The sequence below is a fragment of the Sphingopyxis sp. SE2 genome (genome assembly GCF_032227185.1).
Taxonomy (GTDB): Bacteria; Pseudomonadota; Alphaproteobacteria; order Sphingomonadales; family Sphingomonadaceae; genus Sphingopyxis.
Genome location: NZ_JAPMXW010000001.1, coordinates 634,934 through 651,911 on the forward strand (window position 1 = coordinate 634,934; position 16,978 = coordinate 651,911).

The window sequence follows — 16,978 nt, forward strand, 5'->3', positions numbered from 1 at the left end:
AACATAACTCTCCCCCCGTCGAGATCCAAGGAGCATCCATGAAACGCCTTACCGCCTGCGCGCTTGTCGCGCTGCAATTCGCTGCGCCCGCGATGGCCGCGGCCCAAGGGATGATTCCGGCCGACTCCGAAGGCGTCGAGGGCGAAATGATCATCGTCACGGGCACGCGCGACGCGCGGCGGACCCAGTTCGATACGCTGGCACCGATCGACGTCCTGTCAGGCAAGGCGATCGACAACAGCGTGTCGAATGATCTGTCGGACACGCTGGCGCAGCTCCTGCCCTCGTTCAACGTGCAGCGCCTACCGGCGGCCGACGGTCAGGCGTTTGTCCGCCCCGCGACGCTGCGCGGCCTGTCGCCCGACCAGACGCTCGTTCTCGTCAACGGCAAGCGCTATCACCGTTCGGCCTTGCTCGGCACGCGCGGCGCGCAGGCCGCCGACCTCGCGACCATCCCGAACCTTGCGATCAAGCGGATCGAAGTGCTGCGCGACGGCGCATCGGCGCAATATGGGTCCGACGCCATCGCGGGCGTGATCAACATCATTCTCGACGACCAGCCCGGCATGACCGCCTTCGGCCAATATTCGAGCTATTATGAAGGCGACGGTCAAAGCTACCAGACCGGCGGGCAGGGCGGCGTCGCGCTCGGCGATCGCGGCTCTTTGGTCTTCACGGGCGAATTTTCAAAGTCCGACGCGACCTCGCGCACGCGGCAGCGCCCCGACGCCGAAGCCTTTCAGGCCGCGAACCCGGACCTCGACGTGCCGAACCCGGTGCAGCGTTGGGGCCAGCCCGACCTGCGCTCGGTGCGCGGCGCGGTGAACGCCGATTATGAGATTGCCGATGGCGCGACCGCCTATGCCTTTGGCACGGTCGGCAGCGGGGAGGGGGTGACCGATTTCAACTGGCGCAACCCCGTCGGTACCGGAAACGTCTACAACCCGAGTACGGCATTCCCCGGCTTCAGCTTCCGGGCCCTCTATCCCACGGGCTTCACCCCGCGCTTCGGGACGAAGTACGACGATTTCCAGACCGCCGGCGGCGTGCGCGGCGAGGTTGGCGATGCGTTCACCTATGACCTCAGCGCGGCGCTAGGGCGCAGCCGCATAAATTATAATATGAGCGAATCGCTCAACGCCTCGCTCGGTCCGGACAGTCCAACCAGCTTCTATCTCGGGCGGTTGATACAGCGCGAGTTCAACCTGAACGCCGATTTCGTCTATCGCCTGCCGCTTGGCATGGCCGAGCCTGCGAATATCGCTTTCGGCGCCGAACGGCGCAAGGAGACCTATGCGATCCGGCCCGGCGATCCCGCATCCTATGCGATCGGGCCCGGCGCGGCGACGGGGCTGGCGCCGAACAGCAACGGCTTTCCGGGCTTCAGCCCGCTCAGCGCGGGCGAATGGTCGCAGACCAGCTATGCCGGCTATGTCGATGTCGAAGTCCGACCGGTCGAGATGCTGACGCTCGGCGCGGCGGGGCGTTACGAGGATTTCTCGGCCTTTGGCGACACGTTCAACTACAAGCTGTCGGCGCGCCTCGAACCCGTGACCGGCGTGGCGCTGCGTGCGACCTGGTCGACGGGTTTCCGCGCGCCCACTCCCGCGCAGCTCAATGCTGTGAGTACGAGCCAGGGCCTCGACACGACGACGCTGCAGATTTTCAATACCGGTCGCCTGTCGCCCTCCGATCCGATCGCGGTCGCACTGGGTGCAAAGCCGCTGACGCCCGAGAAATCGCGGACGCTGACGGCGGGCTTGACCTTCCAGTCGGATTTCGGGCTGACGGGCAGCGTCGACGTCTATCAGATCAAGCTGCGCGACCGTTTCGGCCAGTCGAGGACCTTTGCGGTGCCGGCCGATTTGCCGAATCCGCAGCGTTTCACGGCGGTCACCTATTTCACCAATGATTTCGACACCCGCACGCGTGGGGTTGACGTCGTGCTCGCCTATGCGCGCGACCTGGGTCCGGGCAAGGTCGATCTCAGCCTTGCCTATAATTACAACCAGACTCGGGTGACGAGCGGCACAAGCGCGTCGATCGGGAATGAAACGCAGCGGGTGCTGTTCGAAGACCGCTTGCCCAAGCATAATGGCACCGCCTCGCTCGGCTATACGGTCGGCCGTTTCGGATTGCAGGGCCGCGCGCGCTATTATGGCGCGTGGACCGACGTCAGCGGCAACGCGACGGGCGAGGTATTCCAGCGCTTCGGATCGATGGTGATGTTCGATCTGTCGGCGAGCCTGCAACTGAACGATCATCTGTCGATCCGCGCCGGGGCCGAGAATATCTTCGACACCTATCCCGACGAGGCGACCAACCAGGCGGTGCGCGGGCTCATCTATTCGCGCAATGCCCCCTATGACACCGACGGCGGCCAATATTATGTTCGCCTCGGGATCACCTTCTGACGCAAAAGGAACGGGCGTGGAGCTGAATCGGAGGCAGATGCTGATGGCCGCCGCGGCTGCTCCGGTGGCGGGCCGGCTCGAAGCCGCGCCGCTGCCGGCAGGCGCCCAGCCCAAAGACGAGGGCTATTGGGCAAAGGTCGCGGCGCAGTACGATGTGATCGATGGCATCATCCAGCTCGAGAATGGCAATTGGGGCATGATGGCGCGGCCCGTGCTCGAGCAATATGAAGCCGCCGTCCGGCGGGTGAACCGCGCGACGAGCTATTATGCGCGCCGCGGGCTCGTCCCCGACCTCATCGCGGTACGCGCGCGCGTCGCGGCAAAGCTGGGTGTGGCGCCCGAGGAAATCGCCTTCACCCGTAACGCGACCGAGGCGCTCAAGGCGCTGATCGGCGGCTATAACCGGCTGCGCTCTGGCGACGCCGTGCTCTATGCCGACCTCGATTACGACAGCATGCAGGCGTGCTGCGACTCGCTCAAGAAGAGCCGCGGCGTCGATGTGGTGCGCATCGCGCTCCCCGAACCCGCAACGCATCAGGGGCTGATCGACAGCTACGAAGCGGCGCTCAAGGCCAATCCCCGCGTCCGCCTGATCCTGCTCACCCACCTCAGTCACCGGACGGGACTGGTCGTTCCGGTCCGCGAAATCGTGGCGATGGCCCGCGCCCGCGGCGTCGATGCGATCGTCGATGCCGCACACAGCTGGGGACAGCTCGATTTCACGCTTCCCGATTTGGATGCCGATTTCGTCGGGCTGAATCTACACAAGTGGATGGGCGCTCCGCTCGGCGTCGGTGCGCTTTATATCCGCAAGGCGAAAGTCGAACTGATCGACCCCGATATTGCTAACGAACCGCCATTTGCGGCGACGAGCCAAGCGCGCGTGCACACGGGCACGGTCGATTTCGCGGCGCAGCTTAGCGTGCCCGCGGCGCTCGATTTCCAGGATCGCATCGGCGATGCGGCGCGCGCGGCGCGCCTGCGCTATTTGCGCGATCGCTGGGCCGAACCGCTGCGCGGCGCGCCGGGGATCGAGATATTGACGCCGGTCGATTCACGCCTGCACGGCGGGATCACATCCTTTCGCCTCGCGGGCCGCACAAGCGAGGCGGACAATATGGCCATTGCCAAGCGCCTGCTTGAAGATCACCGGATATTCTCGGTTCATCGCGCCGGACCGGCTCGCGGTGCGTGCGTCCGGATCACACCAGCGTTGTTCAACACGCCGAGCGATATGGACATGCTCATAAAGGCGATATCGACCTTCACTTGATCTTTGCGTTGCCGGGTGCGGCGAATTTGGCGTGCGCGATTCCTGTCAGTGCGCAAGCTCGAGAATTTGCCCTTCCGCCGTCAATCTTGCGCGAAGCTTGTCATAGTCGACATCCTGGACGGCGACCTGGTCGTCGATCGCGAGCGAAGCGGCTGCTGCTGCCGACTGGCCGAGTATCATGAATACCGGCTCCATCCGGATCGAACCATAGGCGATGTGCGACGCCGACAGCGCGACCGGCACCAGCAGGTTCACGGCCTCGCGCTTCTTCGGCACGATGGCGTCGTAGCTGATCGGATAGGCGCGACCGGGGCTGATCTCGATATTGCCCTCGTTCCGCGCGAAGCCGCGTGCGTCGACGATCCGCTGCACATTATGCGAATCCATGTTGTACGAGCCCATTCCAACCGGCCGCGGCGTCGCCTTGGTGCCGCGCAAATGCGGTTCGGCCATCACGAAGTCCGAAACCATGCGGCGCGCTTCGCGCACATACATTTCGCGTGGCCAATGGCCGGTGCCGGTGAACTCATCCTTGCAGAGCCCCCATTTTGACATTTCCGCGCGGGTTTCTGCGGGCACGTCGGGATCGTTCGCCATGAACCACAGCAACCCTTGCTGATAGGTCGTGTGCTCGCGCGCGATCGCGGCGCGATCGGCATCGCTGCCTTCGGGATAATCATAGTTCATACCGATATTGTCGAATGAGAAGGCGCCGAAATTGTTCGTGTCGGTCTTGCCGTTGGGGATACGGTCGAACTTGCGAAAATAGTCGCGATAGCCGGCGTCCATGTAGCGTTTGAGCAGCGTATACTGGCTTGCGTCATAGCCTGCGGGCTTGGGGAAGGGCACGCGGTTCGCAGGCACGTCGGTCAGGCACATACGATAGGTATAGGCCTGGATCTTGCGATCGGCCGTGCCGTCCGGCGCCGGGCGTTCGGCGCTGATCCGGGGCACGAGCCCGCTCGAGGGGTCGCCGGGCACGCGATACGGATCGATGTCGAGCGTGAACTGGTGATTGGTGGTGTTCGCGAGCTGGACGCCGTTGAGCGTCTCGCCATAGGTCGCGTTCGCTTCGCGCCCGATCGCGAAGCTGACGCCGGCGCCGGCCATCAGGTCGCCCTCATAGGTCGCGTCGATGAAGATATGTCCCTCGAAACGCCGGCCCGACTTCGAGCGGAAGGCGACAATACGATTGCCGTCCATCTCGACGCCGCGCTTCGAGCGGTCGAGTGGCTGATTGCGCACGATGGTGACGCCCGCCTGCTTTGCCCAGTCCTCGAAGATCCGTTCGGCGACCTTGGGTTCGAACTGCCACATGGCATCGCCATCGACGAAGTTCTCGGCCCGGGCGGGGCGCGGGGCGTGGACCCAGACCGACGGGTCGTCATAATATCGCTTCACCTTGCGGTAGAATTCGAGCGACAGGCCGCCGATCGCGCGATGGTTGCCGGTGTCGGACCAGCCGAGGCCGTTGGTCGACATGCCGCCGAGATAGTCTTCGCGGCATAGCAGTAGCACCGACCGGTCGAGCCGCCGCGCCTCGATTGCCGCGACAACGCCCCCCGAGGTGCAGCCATAAATGACGATGTCGGCGTGCTGCCGAGCGGAGGCGGTCGAAGCAAAAGCCGCCATCGGCATAAGCCAGGCAGAAGCGATGGCGAGGGCGCGGACGCGGACGCGTTTGCGGCGCATGGTGATCCTCATCATCAGAAGCTGGCGGCCACGCCGAAGAAGATCCTGCGATCCTCCTGTGCGCTGAATGTCAGGCGATCGGGTTCGCCCAGATACTGACGGTCGATCGCCTTGGTCAGGTTGATGCCTTCAAATGTCAGGCGCAGGTTGGGCGTCAGGTTGATTTGCGCCGACGCGTCGAGCTGTCCCCTCCCAGCGATATAGGTGTTGCCGCCGCTGGCTGCGCCGCCGACCGAGTTCAGATATTTGCTGCGATAGGTATAGGCCGCGCGCACCGAGAAGGTGTCGTCCTCATAATAGCCGATCAGCGTGTAGCTATCGCGCGACAAGCCGGGGAGCGGGAGCCGCTCGCGGGTGATGGCATCGACCAGCGGCGTCGAGCTGTCGACATAGGTGTAGTTCGCCTGGATCCCGAGATTGTCGAACGGAGCCGGCAGGAAGCGGAAGGCATGCTGATAGGCGAGCTCGAAGCCCTTGATGTCGCCATCTTCGCCATTTTGCGGCTGCGATATGTCGAACAGCCCGAACCGCTCCGAAAAACCGGGAATGAACTCGCGGGTCACGGTGTTCACCGTGAAGGAATCGACCTTCTTGTAGAAGACGGCACCGGTGAGCGAACTCGAAGGGGCGAAATACCATTCGAGGGTGGCGTCAAATTGCGTCGCCTCGAATGGCCGGAGATTGGGATTGCCGCGCGAGCCGGTCATGCTGACGGTGTTGGGTACGAAGCTCGCGCTGACCTGATTGAGACCCGGCCTGGCAACGACCTCCGCCCCGGCCAAGCGCAGCGTCAGATCGTCGTTGAAATCGATCGACAGGTTGGCGCTGGGCAGCCAATAGCTGAAATCGGCCTTGATCATCGTCGTGGCGGTCGGCGACAGAAATCCCTTTGTCGCGCGCGCCGTGCTGACATAGCGCATGCCGGCGTTGCCCGAATAATGCAGGCCCCCGATATCGCCTTCGAAATTGCCCTTCACATAGGCGCCCAGCGTGTCCTGCCTGACGTCCTTGATCGAGGTCGGGCCGACGGTGATCGTCGTGTCGTAGGGATCGGGTCTCGCAAGGCCCAGCGCGTCGCGCGCGGTCCATTTGTCGAGCGTGCCGCCCAAAAGATCGCGGGGAAAGCTGCCGTCGGCGCCGGGGAAAAAGGCACCATAGTCCTTGCCGTAGCTGAGCCCGGGCAGCTCGTCGACGGTCAGGATGCCGTCGCCGTTCGCATCGCCGGCCGCGAGCAGGCTGGCGGCGACGGGCAGGTTCTGCGGATCGGCGGCGAGCAGCTCGACACGCTCGTAGCGTACCCCGGTCTCTACCGAGGACAGGATGCCCCACTCGGTCTGATACTCCCAGTCCAGCCGCCCGTCATAGCCGCTGTTTTCGGTCACCGCGTCATAGTCGAAGATCGACAGCAGCTGATATTGCGACGGGTCGTTCGGGTTGAAATTGGCATCGATCGACAGGTCCGGCACCGGATTGCCGCCCCTGAAATCATAACTCGCGTTCGCCGTGTTTCCCGCGCGCGGCACGACCACATAAGTGAATGAGGCGCCCGGCCCGCCGTCGCTGCCTTTGCCATGCGCATAGGACATGTCGAAGCTTACGCGGGCGCGGTCGCTTTCCCATTTCACCGATCCGCCAAGCAGGGTCGATTTGAGGTCGGTGGGCTCGTCATAGATCAGCGGCCGGATGGTCACGCCGGTGAAGGTGCCGGCGACGACCGTATCGCTCTCGTTCACGATCGCATCGGTGTCATTATTGTTGAACAACACTTGGTAATTGACACTGTTGCGCTGGCGCTTGAGGTGGTTGAAGGTCGCGTCGAGGATGATTTCGAGCGTGTCGGTGGGGCGCCACTGCGCGGTGCCGTTCACCGTCAGCCGCTGTTCGGCGCGGTTGAAGATGCGCGCCATGAAGCGGTTCGGGCGGTACAGGCCCGGATCATCCACGCCGTCACCATCGCCGTCGAGCGCGCCGGTCTGCGTCCAGCCGCCGGCATCGAACGAATGGCCCTGCGTCTTCGTGTCCGAATAGGCGATGCTGGCGAGCAGGCCGAAACGCTCGCCGAAACTCTTCGAGACCATCGCCGAACCGCGATAGCCGACATGGTCGGCCTGATCGGCATAGGCGCCCTGAAGGCGTCCGGCGGCGACGAAGTCCTTGAGGTCGAGCGGGCGCTTGGTCTTGAGGTTCACCGTCGCGCCGAGCGCGCCCTCCGGCATGTCGGCGGTGGGCGATTTGATGACGAGGATAGAAGAGATGATCTCGGGGCTCACCGATTCCAGCGCCGCGTTGCCGCCGTTGCCGGGCCCGATATAGTTGCGTCCGTTGATCTCGAGCCGGTTCTGCGAAATCCCGCGCACGGTGAAGTTCGATCCATCACCCTCGCGCCGGCTGATCTGGACGCCCGTCACGCGACTCATCGCTTCCGCCACATTCTGGTCGGGCATCTTGCCGATGTCCTGTGCGGTGATGACGTCGACGATCGACTGCGCTTCGCGCTTGACGTCGATCGATTCCTGAAGCGACGCGCGGATACCGGTGACGACGATATCCTCGCCGGCTGGCGTGTCCACTGCCGGACCGGGGAATTGTTGCGCGGGGGCCTGCGCTCCGCCTGCCTGATCCTGCGGGGCGGCGGCGAGGTGGCGCTGCGCGACCACCGCGCGGCGCTTCAGCACGAAGGCGTTGCCGACCTTGACCGGGACGAGATTTGTGCCGGACAGGAGCATTCGCAGCGCCGCGGCAACCTCCATCGATCCCTTGACGCGATTGACCTGCAAGCCTTCGGTAAGGGCCCCGGGAGCCAGGACCTGAATACCGGCCTGATGCGCGAACATCGGGATACCGGTGCGCGCGGGCTGCGCGGGAACGTCAAAGCGCCGGACCTGCGCGGCGGCTTCGGCGGGCGAAGCCACGCCGCATATGATCGCGGCAGCGGTCACCAGCAAATGAATACGCGCGTGCGTCATCCGATCCTCCCCGTTTTTATCGGGCGCCCTATTTCCGGTACGCTCTTGATAACAAGAGTCCGCGTCGTCGGATTTCCGTCAGGGTAACGGGTTCTTTTTTCGCGCCAGCCGGATCTCTGTGGGGGTGGTGGTGACGGCGACGTCGAGCGAGGCGGCCAACGTCGCAGCGAAATCGGCGGGGCGGTCGATCTGGAAAAGCCCCACCAGCCGCTGGCCCGCCAGATCCGGGTCCGCGATCACCAACTGCCGGCGATTGTACCGGTTGAACTGTTCGACCGCGCTGCCCAGCGTCTCGTTCTCCAGCGAGATCTCGCCGCTGCGCCACGCCAGCGATCGCTCGATTGCGGCGGGCTCGGTCGCGACTTCGGGCGCTGCCGCGCCGGGCCGGAAGATGGCGTATTGCCCCGCCTCCAGAATCGTCATCGTCCCGCCGCTGTCGGTCGGCCAGGCGGCGACACTCCCTTCGGTGACGGCGACGCGCACGCCGCTGTTTGTGCGGCTCACCGAGAAGGCGGTGCCGACCGCGCGCACCTGGGCGATGCCGGCATCGACGACGAAGGGGCGCTTGCGATCCTTGGCGACCTGAAACCAGGCCTGCCCTTCCTGGAGCGCGATGCGGCGGCTGTCGTCCACCATGGCGACGCGCAAACTGCTGCTGGTGTCGATTGTCGCGACCGAACCATCGGCGAGCGGCAGCCGCCGGATCTCGCCGCGGGCGGTTGTCACGCGCTCGACCATCAGGTGAGGCCAAGCGACGATTCCGGCAATCCCCGCCGCCATCGCGCCGACGGCGCCCGCGAGGAGCCAGCGCCGCGTCGGGGTCGCCGGGGGAGGGGCGTGTGCGAAGTCGATCGGCGCGCCTCCCGTCACCGCACGGTCGATCACGCTCAACCCCGCCTGCGCGCGGAGCAGCGCACCGGCGTGGCGGTGATCCTGCGCCAACCATGCCTCGAGCTCGGCGCGTTCGGTCGCATCGAGCGGATGACGCAGCGCCCAGGCGGCGGCGGTCTCTTCAGCGTGATCGCGCATGCGCAGCACCTCCATCCGACAATCTTTCCCGCTCGGGTTCGGGCTCGGTGATCAGCTTCAGGATCGCGCGCAGGCTGCGGCTCGCGTCATTCTCGACCACAGCCTCGCTCACGCCCATCGCCGCCGCAATTTCCTTCTGGGTCAGCCCTTCAACCCGGCGCATGAGGAAAATCCGCCGGGCGCGCTCGGGCAGGGTGGAGATCGCTGCCTGTACGCGTTCGAGTTCCTGACGTGCGGCGGCGAACCGTTCGGGCGAGAGCTGGTCGCTTTCCGGTTCGGCATCGAAGGCTTCCGCCAGCGCTTCGATCCGGACGACCCGTGCGTGCTTGCGCTGCCGCTGCGCCAGGTTGCGGGCCATGGTGAACAGATAGGCGCGCGGCGTCGTGACGTGCGCGACGTCATCGAGCTGGGCAAGGCGACAATAACATTCCTGCACGATGTCCTCCACGTCGGCTGCAGCGACAAGCCGCCGCCGCAGCCATAGCCGCAGGTCGCGTTCGTGCGGCAGGATCTCGCGTCCCACCCAATCGGCTAGCGCCTCACGTTCCGTCGTTTCGCTCCTCTCACCCTCTAAGAGGCCCGACCGCGATGTTTCCGTCAACCGCGATGCTGAATCGGGTTACTTTCGTTTCGTGAGAGCGGTCTCCTGCGCCGCTTCAAACAATCGTTCTAAACTGCCAAAAATGATAGTCGATCGCCGACGCGGAGGTCTTCGCTTCGATAAGAGTCAAAATGAAGTTGACAGCGGCACGCGGGCCTGACATTTCGATATTATTCGAAATAAGGAATCGCCCGTGCAAGCCGACGCTGCCATCAATGCCCTGGGGGCTCTCGCGCAGGAACACCGTCTCGCCCTGTTTCGCTTGCTTGTGCAGGCGGGCGAGCGCGGGCTTGCTGCCGGTGCGATCGCCAAAAAACTCGGCATACCGAACAGCTCGCTGTCCTTTCATCTGTCGCAGCTGCGCGCGGCCGGACTCGTTCTGCAGGAACGACAGCATCGCTCGATCATCTATCGCGCCAACTATCCGGCGATGAACGCGCTCGTCGCCTATCTCATGGAAAATTGCTGTGCCGGTGCCGCCGATTGCGGTGCGGGTTCGGCCTGTGAAACGCTCGCAGCGGAAAGGAAAAGTGCATGAAGCGTCTGCATGTCCATGTCGGTGTCGAGAATCTCGACGCCTCAATCGGCTTCTATTCGACTATGTTCGGTGCCGAGCCGACCGTCGTAAAGGACGATTATGCCAAATGGATGCTCGACGACCCGCGCGTCAATTTTGCGATCTCCGCGGGCAATCATGCGCGGAAGGGCATCGAACATCTCGGCATTCAGGCGGAAAGCGCCGAAGAACTTGGCGAGGTTTACGGGCGCCTGAAAGCTGCCGACGGGCCGGTCCTCGAAGAAGGGCGGACCACCTGCTGCTACGCCACGTCCGAGAAGAGCTGGATTGCCGATCCCGACGGGATCGTTTGGGAAGCCTTCTTCACCGACGGCGAGGCGACAACCTATGGCGACAGCCCCGCGCTCGACCAGCTTGCGAGTAATGATGCGGGTTCGACCTGCTGCGTTCCCAAGTCGGTCGGTGCGGCATGACCCGGCCCTTCAATGTCCTTTTTCTTTGTACGGGCAATTCGGCGCGTTCGATTCTGTCCGAAGCAATATTGAACCGCGAAGGCGAGGGGCGGTTTCAGGCCTTTTCGGCAGGCAGCTTTCCGAAGGGCGAGGTACATCCTGCCGCCTTGGCGCTGCTCGGCGAACTCGGCTATCCGACCGATGGCCTTCGCTCGAAGGGTTGGGACGAGTTTGCCCTCCCCGACGCGCCGCCGCTCGATCTTATTTTCACCGTCTGCGACAATGCCGCCGGCGAAATCTGTCCGGTCTGGCCCGGCAAGCCGGTCACGGCGCATTGGGGTATCGAAGATCCGGCAGCCGTCGAGGGCGAAGGCCAGCGCGAGGCCTTCTGGCAAGCCTATCTCGCGCTCAAACGGCGGATCGACCTGCTGCTCGCGCTGCCGCTCGCGAGCCTAGACGAGCTCAGCCTCGCCGAGCGGCTGCGCGCGATCGGAAAAACGGCCGATACGGAGACGACGCTTGGGTGAAGCGTCGTTGGCGCGTCGGATAGCGGCCGAAGGACTGGGGGCTTTCTTTCTTTTCGCCTGCGTCATCGGTTCGGGCATCATGGCAGAGGTGCTTTCGGGCGGGAACGACGGCTTGGCCTTGCTCGCCAATATGATTGCGACCGGTGCGATCCTGTTTGTCCTGATTACCGCACTGGGCCCGATTTCGGGCGCGCATTTCAATCCGGCGGTCACGCTTGTTGGCGCGTTGCGGCGCGAGCTGACGTGGCGGGACGCCGGCGCCTATGTCGCGGCGCAACTCGCATTCGGCATCGTCGGAGCGTGGGCGGCGCATCTGATGTTCGACCTGCCGATCGTGCAATTCTCGGTGAAGGTACGAACGGGAGTCGGCCAATGGGTTGGCGAATTCGTTGCGACATTCGGGCTTTTGCTGACGATCCTCGGGACCGCGCGATACCGGCCCCGGGCAGTCGCGGGGTCGGTCGCGCTCTATATCGCTGCGGCTTATTGGTTCACGTCATCGACGAGCTTCGCCAATCCCGCAATCACCGTGGCGCGGAGCCTGTCGGACACATTTGCGGGCATCGCGCCGCACGACGTGCCCGGCTTTGTCGCCGCACAAATTGCCGGGGCGATGTCCGCCTTTGCCGTCGCGGGCTTTCTGTTCGCTGGTCCGGCGACGGCGTCCGCCATCTCTCCTGCCCCCGCCGAAAAATGACGGGCCGCGACAATTCTCCCGGGTTCGTTTGTTCGCACGAGAGCCTCGATCGGCTATGCCGTTCTTGCGACGCCGTAACAGGATTGTCCTTTTTCCAAGCTAGGGGCCGCAGATGCTGAAATTCTCCGCTTCCGTCGATCGACGCGCTTTCACGTCCGGTCTGACCTCGCTGGCCTTTTCGGGACTGGCATTGAGCGGCTGCGCGACGTCGAGCGCACCGCGCTCGGCAGGGGCTCCGGGCTACGGTGCGCTCGAGCCCGACCCCGGCGGGCTGCTCGATCTGCCGCGCGGCTTTTCCTACCGGGTCATCTCGCAGCTCGGCGAGCGGATGGACGATGGCCTGCGCGTCCCCGACCGTGCCGACGGTATGGGGGCGTTCCATATCGACAGGAATCGGGTCGCGCTCGTCCGCAACCATGAGTTGCAGCCGAAACATGCCGGGGTCGGCCCGTTCGCTTCGCCCTCGCGGACGGGTGGCGGATACGGGCGGGGAGCCGATGGCGGCTGGTTGCCCGGCGGAACGACGACATTGGTCTATGATCAGCGCAGCGGGCGGGTCGAGCGGCAGCATCTCAGTCTGGTCGGCACGATCCGCAATTGCGCGGGCGGCATCACGCCGTGGGGGAGCTGGCTCAGCTGCGAGGAGGATGTCTCGCGCGCGGGGAAGGGGCTGACGCAGGATCATGGATGGGTCTTCGAGGTTCCTGCGGCCCATCCCGGCCTCGTCGAAGCGGTGCCGCTGCGCGCCATGGGCCGCTTCAACCATGAGGCCGCCGCCGTCGATCCGCGAACCGGTATCGTCTATCTGACCGAGGATCGCGACGACAGCCTCTTCTATCGTTTCCTTCCGGAGCGGCGAGGCGAGCTGGTGCGCGGCGGCCGGCTCCAGGCGCTCGCTTTCGCCAATCGGGACCGCGGCACCGACAGTCGAAACTGGACGGCGCCGGATCTCGCCGCAGGCGAGTGGATCGCGGCGCGGTGGATCGATCTCGACGGCGTCGACAGCGCGAACGACGACCTGCGTCATCGCGGTCATGCGCAGGGAGCGGTCCGGTTCGCGCGCGGGGAGGGCATCCACTTCGGCGACGGGGAGCTTTATTTCTGCTGCACGTCGGGCGGAGCGGCGAAGCTCAGTCAGGTCATGCGCTATCGTCCCTCGCCGCACGAGGGGCAGGAAGGCGAGGGCGCAAGCCCGGGCCGGCTTCAGCTATTCGTCGAATCCACGGATTCGGCGATGCTCAATTTCGGGGACAACATCACCATCGCGCCGACCGGACATCTCATCATTTGCGAGGATCAATATACCGAGACCGTCGACAATCATCTTCGTGGCATCGCCCCCGACGGGCAGGTCTACGCCTTCGCCCGATTGCATGCGCAGACGGAACTTGCCGGCGCCTGCTTCTCCCCAGACGGCCGGACGATGTTCGTGAACGTTTACAGCCCAGCAAAGACGCTCGCGATCACGGGCCCTTGGGGCAAGGTGCGGGCATGACCCTTCAAACGAGGTTGCCGAACGTCCGCTATTTATCTTGTCGGGCCGGAAGAGGACGGTCCACACACGGCCAGCGGCCGTCGACTATCCCGTGTCAGTGCGGCACCGCTCCGAGCTCGAACCCGGTCTTGTCGTGGAGGGCAAATTTATCGACGATGTCGGCGCTGGCGCGATTGTAACCGACGACCTCGACCGTGCGGCCTTCGCGGCGCAGGCGCGCGATGATCTTGTCGAGCGCGCCGACGCCCGAGATATCCCAGAAATGTGCGGCCGACACGTCGATGAGGATGTCGGGTGCGGTCTCGTCGGTGTGGAAGCTCCGCGTGAAGCGGTCGACCGAGGCGAAGAATATCTGGCCAGTCACGAAATAGGTTGCACGGCTTCCGTCGGGAGCGATCTCGCGCCTGACCTCGAACATCCGCTGCACCTTGGCGGCAAAGAAGATGCCCGACAGCAGCACGCCCGCGAGCACGCCGACCGAGAGATCGTGCGTCGCGACGACGACCACGACGGTCGTTACCATCACCATCGACGAGGTGGGAGGATGGCGGCGCAGGTTCGCGATCGAATTCCAACTGAAGGTGCCGATCGACACCATGATCATGACCGCAACCAGCGCGGGCATCGGCATGCGGCCGACATAGGAGCCAAGGAGCCCGAGCAGGATCAGCAGCGTCGCGCCGGCGGTCAAGGTCGACAGCCGCGTGCGGCCGCCCGAGGTCACATTGATCACCGACTGCCCGATCATCGCGCAGCCGCCCATTCCGCCGACGAAGGCGGCCGCGATATTGGCGCTGCCTTGCCCCGCGCATTCGCGTCGCTTGTCGCTGTCGCTGTGCGTCATGTCGTCGACGATCTGCGCGGTCAGCAGCGATTCGAGCAGGCCCACCGCGGCCATCGTCAGTGAATAGGGAAGGATGATCTGCAACGTCTCCAAGGTTAGCGGCACGTCGGGCAGTATGATGCTCGGAAGGCCCTCGGGCAGCTTGCCCATGTCGCCCACCGTGTTCACCGGCAGGCCGAAACCGATGCTGATCGCCGAGAGGATCAGGATCGCGACGAGCGGCGAGGGGACGGCCTTCGTCAGGCGCGGGAGCAGGTAGATGATCGCGAGCCCGCCTGCGATCATCGCGTAAGCTTCCCACGTCACGTTGGTGAGCTGCGGCCACTGCGCGATGAAGATGAGGATGGCGAGCGCGTTGACGAATCCCGTGATCACCGATCGCGAGACGAATTGCATGACGAGGTCGAGGCGCAGCAGGCCGGCGATGATCTGGATGATGCCCATCAGGATCGTCGCGGCGAAGAGATATTCGACGCCATGATGGCGGACGAGCGGGACAACGAGCACCGCGACGGCGGCGGTCGCCGCCGAGATCATTCCCGGCCGTCCACCGGTGAAGGAAATGACGATCGCGATCGCGATCGACGCATAGAGGCCGACGCGCGGGTCGACCCCGGCGATGATCGAAAAGCCGATCGCTTCGGGGATGAGCGCGAGCGCGACGACGATCCCTGCGAGAATGTCGGCGCGCGCGGTTGCGGCGCCGGCGAACCATTGCTGGCGGTAGGCGATAAGTCCGTTGAACATGAAAAGCTCACATCAAGACACATGGCGCGGGCAAGGCCGCGTTCGAATTTACATGTGCGATGTTGTCCGGCGGATCGGCGGCCGGAATAGCCACCCGGAGTTGCACCGGGTCCTTGCGAATGGCGGCCCTCTATCCCGATGCCCGCTTCCATTGCAAGTGATCGCTTTGTCAGAATACGCGCTTGTCGTTCCGAAAGCCGAGCGACCGGCCAGCCTGGGCCATGCTGGTAGAGCATCTCGTTTACACCGAGAGGGTCTGCGATCGAAGGTCTGCTTTATCAGGGACGTTCGAAACCTGATAGTCCGTAACCGGCCATCGTGCGTCGTCTTACCCCGGCAGTGCTCAGCCGACCCCGTCCATTCGCTCCGATAAGGCGTGAAGGTCGGTAGCCAGCGCATCGACGCGCGACGCGATGGCGGCGAGCACTGCCCGATCACTGTTCCGCGCCGCGGCCAACCGAGAGATTTCCTTGGCTATTTCGGACTGGGGATCATGGTCGAGCGCTTGACCGAACAGGATTATATTCCGCCAGAGGCGGGTCATCTTTTCGCGAAAGGCCATGACATTCTCTCCTTTGATAATTGATGCGCCCTTCCCGGGCTCGGCGCCGTTTCGCTGCGCGGTTATAGCTAAGCCGATGCCGGTGCCGTCCGTGCAGTTTCGCGACCCTCGTCAGGGCGGATGCGGTACCAGAGCGAATAGAGCGCGGGCAGGAAGACGAGGGTCAGGATCGTTCCGCCCAATGTGCCGCCGATCAGCGTAAAGGCCATCGCGCCCCAGAAGACCGAGGTGGTCAGCGGTACAAAGGCGAGGATCGCGGCGAGCGCGGTGAGGATTACCGCCCCCCTTTTTACCCTGCAGGCGTGCGGGAATTACACCGGTGTCTTTTGACATTCGTCATGTCAAAAACCATTGAAATATAATGGCAATAATCCTTCTTAAGATTTGGGCGCCTACCCGATAATCGCCGACAGGCTTGACCACATTGACGTGGGCTAATGGCACCAAGCAAAATGGGGGTATTCAGCGTGAAACAGGAGACGCTTAACAGGCCGGCTCGCGGAATGATTTTGATGAAGCGTTCCGGCAGAGCCTTCGTCGCGATATCTGCCATGACTGCCATCGCTTTCGCCGCAGGTACGAACGCCTGGGCGGCGGCGCAGCAGTCCGCTCCGTCCGCCGCCGCCGTCTTTGAAGGCGAGGCGAACAAGCTGGGCGCCAGCAGGTGCGCCAGCCTCTTTTCCGGCCTGGGCAACGGTCTGACAGCGGGGTCGGCTTTCGCTGTCAAGACCGAAGTGGGCGCACAACCCGCGGACGCGCACGCGATGCAAGGCGTTGTCGGCATGACCTATAATACTCCGGGCTTTAAGGGGCAGGCGGCGGGCATCATCTTTGCCGCGCCTACCGGAGGCGCGTGCGAAGGAAATCTGGTGCGCGTCGCGCCCTATCGGCAATCCTGTCGGGAAGTCGTCGGTCTCTTGCCTGCGGGCACCACGGCGGGCGACACATTGTCGGGCGTGCCGACATATAATCTGGGCGGCAATCAGGGACTGGCGCTTTTGTTGCCCAGCGGATCCTCTTGCGTCGTCGTGAGCGTGGCCCGGTCGGTCGCGCTGTAAGTTTGCGAGACAGAATCTAAAACGGATTGCTTCACGCGCCGCCAATCCGGCGGCGCTCGATCCAGCCAATATTGGTCAGCAGTCGCTTCCGCACAGCCTGTGCG

The 16,978-nt window shown here is 64.1% G+C and carries 14 protein-coding genes, 1 pseudogene and 1 other annotated feature; of the genes and pseudogenes, 8 read left to right on the forward strand and 7 right to left on the reverse strand.

Annotated features, from left to right (window positions below; all coding sequences use genetic code 11):
• Positions 1–38 precede the first annotated feature (38 nt).
• Positions 39–2,414: a TonB-dependent receptor gene (locus OVY29_RS02875; protein WP_313910834.1), complete on the forward strand. Its 2,376-nt coding sequence runs from the start codon at positions 39–41 to the stop codon at positions 2,412–2,414.
• 16 nt (positions 2,415–2,430) lie between these two features.
• Complete coding sequence (locus tag OVY29_RS02880; RefSeq protein ID WP_313910835.1) at positions 2,431–3,687, forward strand: aminotransferase class V-fold PLP-dependent enzyme; 1,257 nt, start codon at positions 2,431–2,433, stop codon at positions 3,685–3,687.
• Positions 3,688–3,732: 45 nt separating this feature from the next.
• Here OVY29_RS02880 and OVY29_RS02885 read toward each other — a convergent pair whose 3' ends face one another.
• The 4 genes from OVY29_RS02885 to OVY29_RS02900 all read right to left on the reverse strand — a co-directional run bounded on the left by OVY29_RS02885 (position 3,733) and on the right by OVY29_RS02900 (position 9,897).
• Positions 3,733–5,379, reverse strand: a complete 1,647-nt coding sequence (locus OVY29_RS02885; RefSeq protein ID WP_313910836.1) for an FAD-dependent oxidoreductase — start codon at positions 5,377–5,379, stop codon at positions 3,733–3,735.
• Between the two features lie 14 nt (positions 5,380–5,393).
• Positions 5,394–8,345 carry a TonB-dependent receptor gene (locus OVY29_RS02890; protein ID WP_313910837.1) on the reverse strand — a complete coding sequence of 984 codons (2,952 nt, stop codon included), beginning with the start codon at positions 8,343–8,345 and terminating at the stop codon, positions 5,394–5,396.
• 78 nt (positions 8,346–8,423) lie between these two features.
• Complete coding sequence (locus OVY29_RS02895) at positions 8,424–9,374, reverse strand: FecR domain-containing protein (RefSeq protein WP_313910838.1); 951 nt, start codon at positions 9,372–9,374, stop codon at positions 8,424–8,426.
• Positions 9,358–9,897, reverse strand: a complete 540-nt coding sequence (locus tag OVY29_RS02900) for an RNA polymerase sigma factor (RefSeq protein WP_037553505.1) — start codon at positions 9,895–9,897, stop codon at positions 9,358–9,360. Before OVY29_RS02900 ends, OVY29_RS02895 begins: the two co-directional genes overlap by 17 nt.
• Before the next feature lie 271 nt (positions 9,898–10,168).
• On the opposite strand from OVY29_RS02900, the gene OVY29_RS02905 reads away from it, so the two are divergent.
• From OVY29_RS02905 to OVY29_RS02925, 5 genes are all read left to right on the forward strand, one after another.
• On the forward strand, positions 10,169–10,513 hold the full coding sequence (locus OVY29_RS02905; protein WP_037553508.1) for an ArsR/SmtB family transcription factor: 345 nt from the start codon (positions 10,169–10,171) through the stop codon (positions 10,511–10,513).
• Positions 10,510–10,965, forward strand: coding sequence for an ArsI/CadI family heavy metal resistance metalloenzyme (locus tag OVY29_RS02910; RefSeq protein WP_313910839.1), 456 nt, complete (start codon positions 10,510–10,512; stop codon positions 10,963–10,965). The genes OVY29_RS02905 and OVY29_RS02910 overlap by 4 nt, the downstream gene beginning before the upstream one ends.
• Positions 10,962–11,471, forward strand: a complete 510-nt coding sequence (locus OVY29_RS02915; RefSeq protein WP_037553510.1) for an arsenate reductase ArsC — start codon at positions 10,962–10,964, stop codon at positions 11,469–11,471. The genes OVY29_RS02910 and OVY29_RS02915 overlap by 4 nt, the downstream gene beginning before the upstream one ends.
• Positions 11,464–12,168 (forward strand): aquaporin, encoded by a 705-nt coding sequence (locus OVY29_RS02920; protein WP_200880128.1) that lies wholly within the window; start codon positions 11,464–11,466, stop codon positions 12,166–12,168. The genes OVY29_RS02915 and OVY29_RS02920 overlap by 8 nt, the downstream gene beginning before the upstream one ends.
• 112 nt (positions 12,169–12,280) lie before the next feature.
• Positions 12,281–13,663 carry an alkaline phosphatase PhoX gene (locus tag OVY29_RS02925; RefSeq protein ID WP_313910840.1) on the forward strand — a complete coding sequence of 461 codons (1,383 nt, stop codon included), beginning with the start codon at positions 12,281–12,283 and terminating at the stop codon, positions 13,661–13,663.
• Between the two features lie 94 nt (positions 13,664–13,757).
• Here OVY29_RS02925 and OVY29_RS02930 read toward each other — a convergent pair whose 3' ends face one another.
• From OVY29_RS02930 to OVY29_RS02940, 3 genes and pseudogenes are all read right to left on the reverse strand, one after another.
• On the reverse strand, positions 13,758–15,254 hold the full coding sequence (locus tag OVY29_RS02930) for a SulP family inorganic anion transporter (protein WP_313910841.1): 1,497 nt from the start codon (positions 15,252–15,254) through the stop codon (positions 13,758–13,760).
• A 60-nt stretch (positions 15,255–15,314) separates the two neighbouring features.
• Positions 15,315–15,370: a sequence feature (sul1 is cis-regulatory element that is thought to sense ions involved in sulfur or methionine metabolism; They are found in Alphaproteobacteria), on the reverse strand.
• Between the two features lie 227 nt (positions 15,371–15,597).
• Positions 15,598–15,816, reverse strand: a complete 219-nt coding sequence (locus OVY29_RS02935; protein WP_313910842.1) for a hypothetical protein — start codon at positions 15,814–15,816, stop codon at positions 15,598–15,600.
• Positions 15,817–15,884: 68 nt separating this feature from the next.
• Positions 15,885–16,094, reverse strand: a pseudogene (locus OVY29_RS02940) (hypothetical protein); the annotation flags it as partial.
• A 189-nt stretch (positions 16,095–16,283) separates the two neighbouring features.
• On the opposite strand from OVY29_RS02940, the gene OVY29_RS02945 reads away from it, so the two are divergent.
• A complete protein-coding gene (locus OVY29_RS02945) occupies positions 16,284–16,874 on the forward strand; it encodes a hypothetical protein (RefSeq protein ID WP_313910843.1) in 591 nt (196 codons plus the stop codon).
• The last annotated feature ends 104 nt before the right edge of the window (positions 16,875–16,978 follow it).

Bases quoted from the DNA above. Each gene is read 5' to 3' on its own strand.
- OVY29_RS02875 (WP_313910834.1), top strand. From the start codon at position 39: ATGAAACGCCTTACCGCCTGCGCGCTTGTCGCGCTGCAATTCGCTGCG.
- OVY29_RS02885 (WP_313910836.1), bottom strand. From the start codon at position 5,379: ATGCGCCGCAAACGCGTCCGCGTCCGCGCCCTCGCCATCGCTTCTGCC.
- OVY29_RS02890 (WP_313910837.1), bottom strand. From the start codon at position 8,345: ATGACGCACGCGCGTATTCATTTGCTGGTGACCGCTGCCGCGATCATA.
- OVY29_RS02895 (WP_313910838.1), bottom strand. From the start codon at position 9,374: ATGCGCGATCACGCTGAAGAGACCGCCGCCGCCTGGGCGCTGCGTCAT.
- OVY29_RS02910 (WP_313910839.1), top strand. From the start codon at position 10,510: ATGAAGCGTCTGCATGTCCATGTCGGTGTCGAGAATCTCGACGCCTCA.
- OVY29_RS02915 (WP_037553510.1), top strand. From the start codon at position 10,962: ATGACCCGGCCCTTCAATGTCCTTTTTCTTTGTACGGGCAATTCGGCG.
- OVY29_RS02925 (WP_313910840.1), top strand. From the start codon at position 12,281: ATGCTGAAATTCTCCGCTTCCGTCGATCGACGCGCTTTCACGTCCGGT.
- OVY29_RS02930 (WP_313910841.1), bottom strand. From the start codon at position 15,254: ATGTTCAACGGACTTATCGCCTACCGCCAGCAATGGTTCGCCGGCGCC.
- OVY29_RS02935 (WP_313910842.1), bottom strand. From the start codon at position 15,816: ATGGCCTTTCGCGAAAAGATGACCCGCCTCTGGCGGAATATAATCCTG.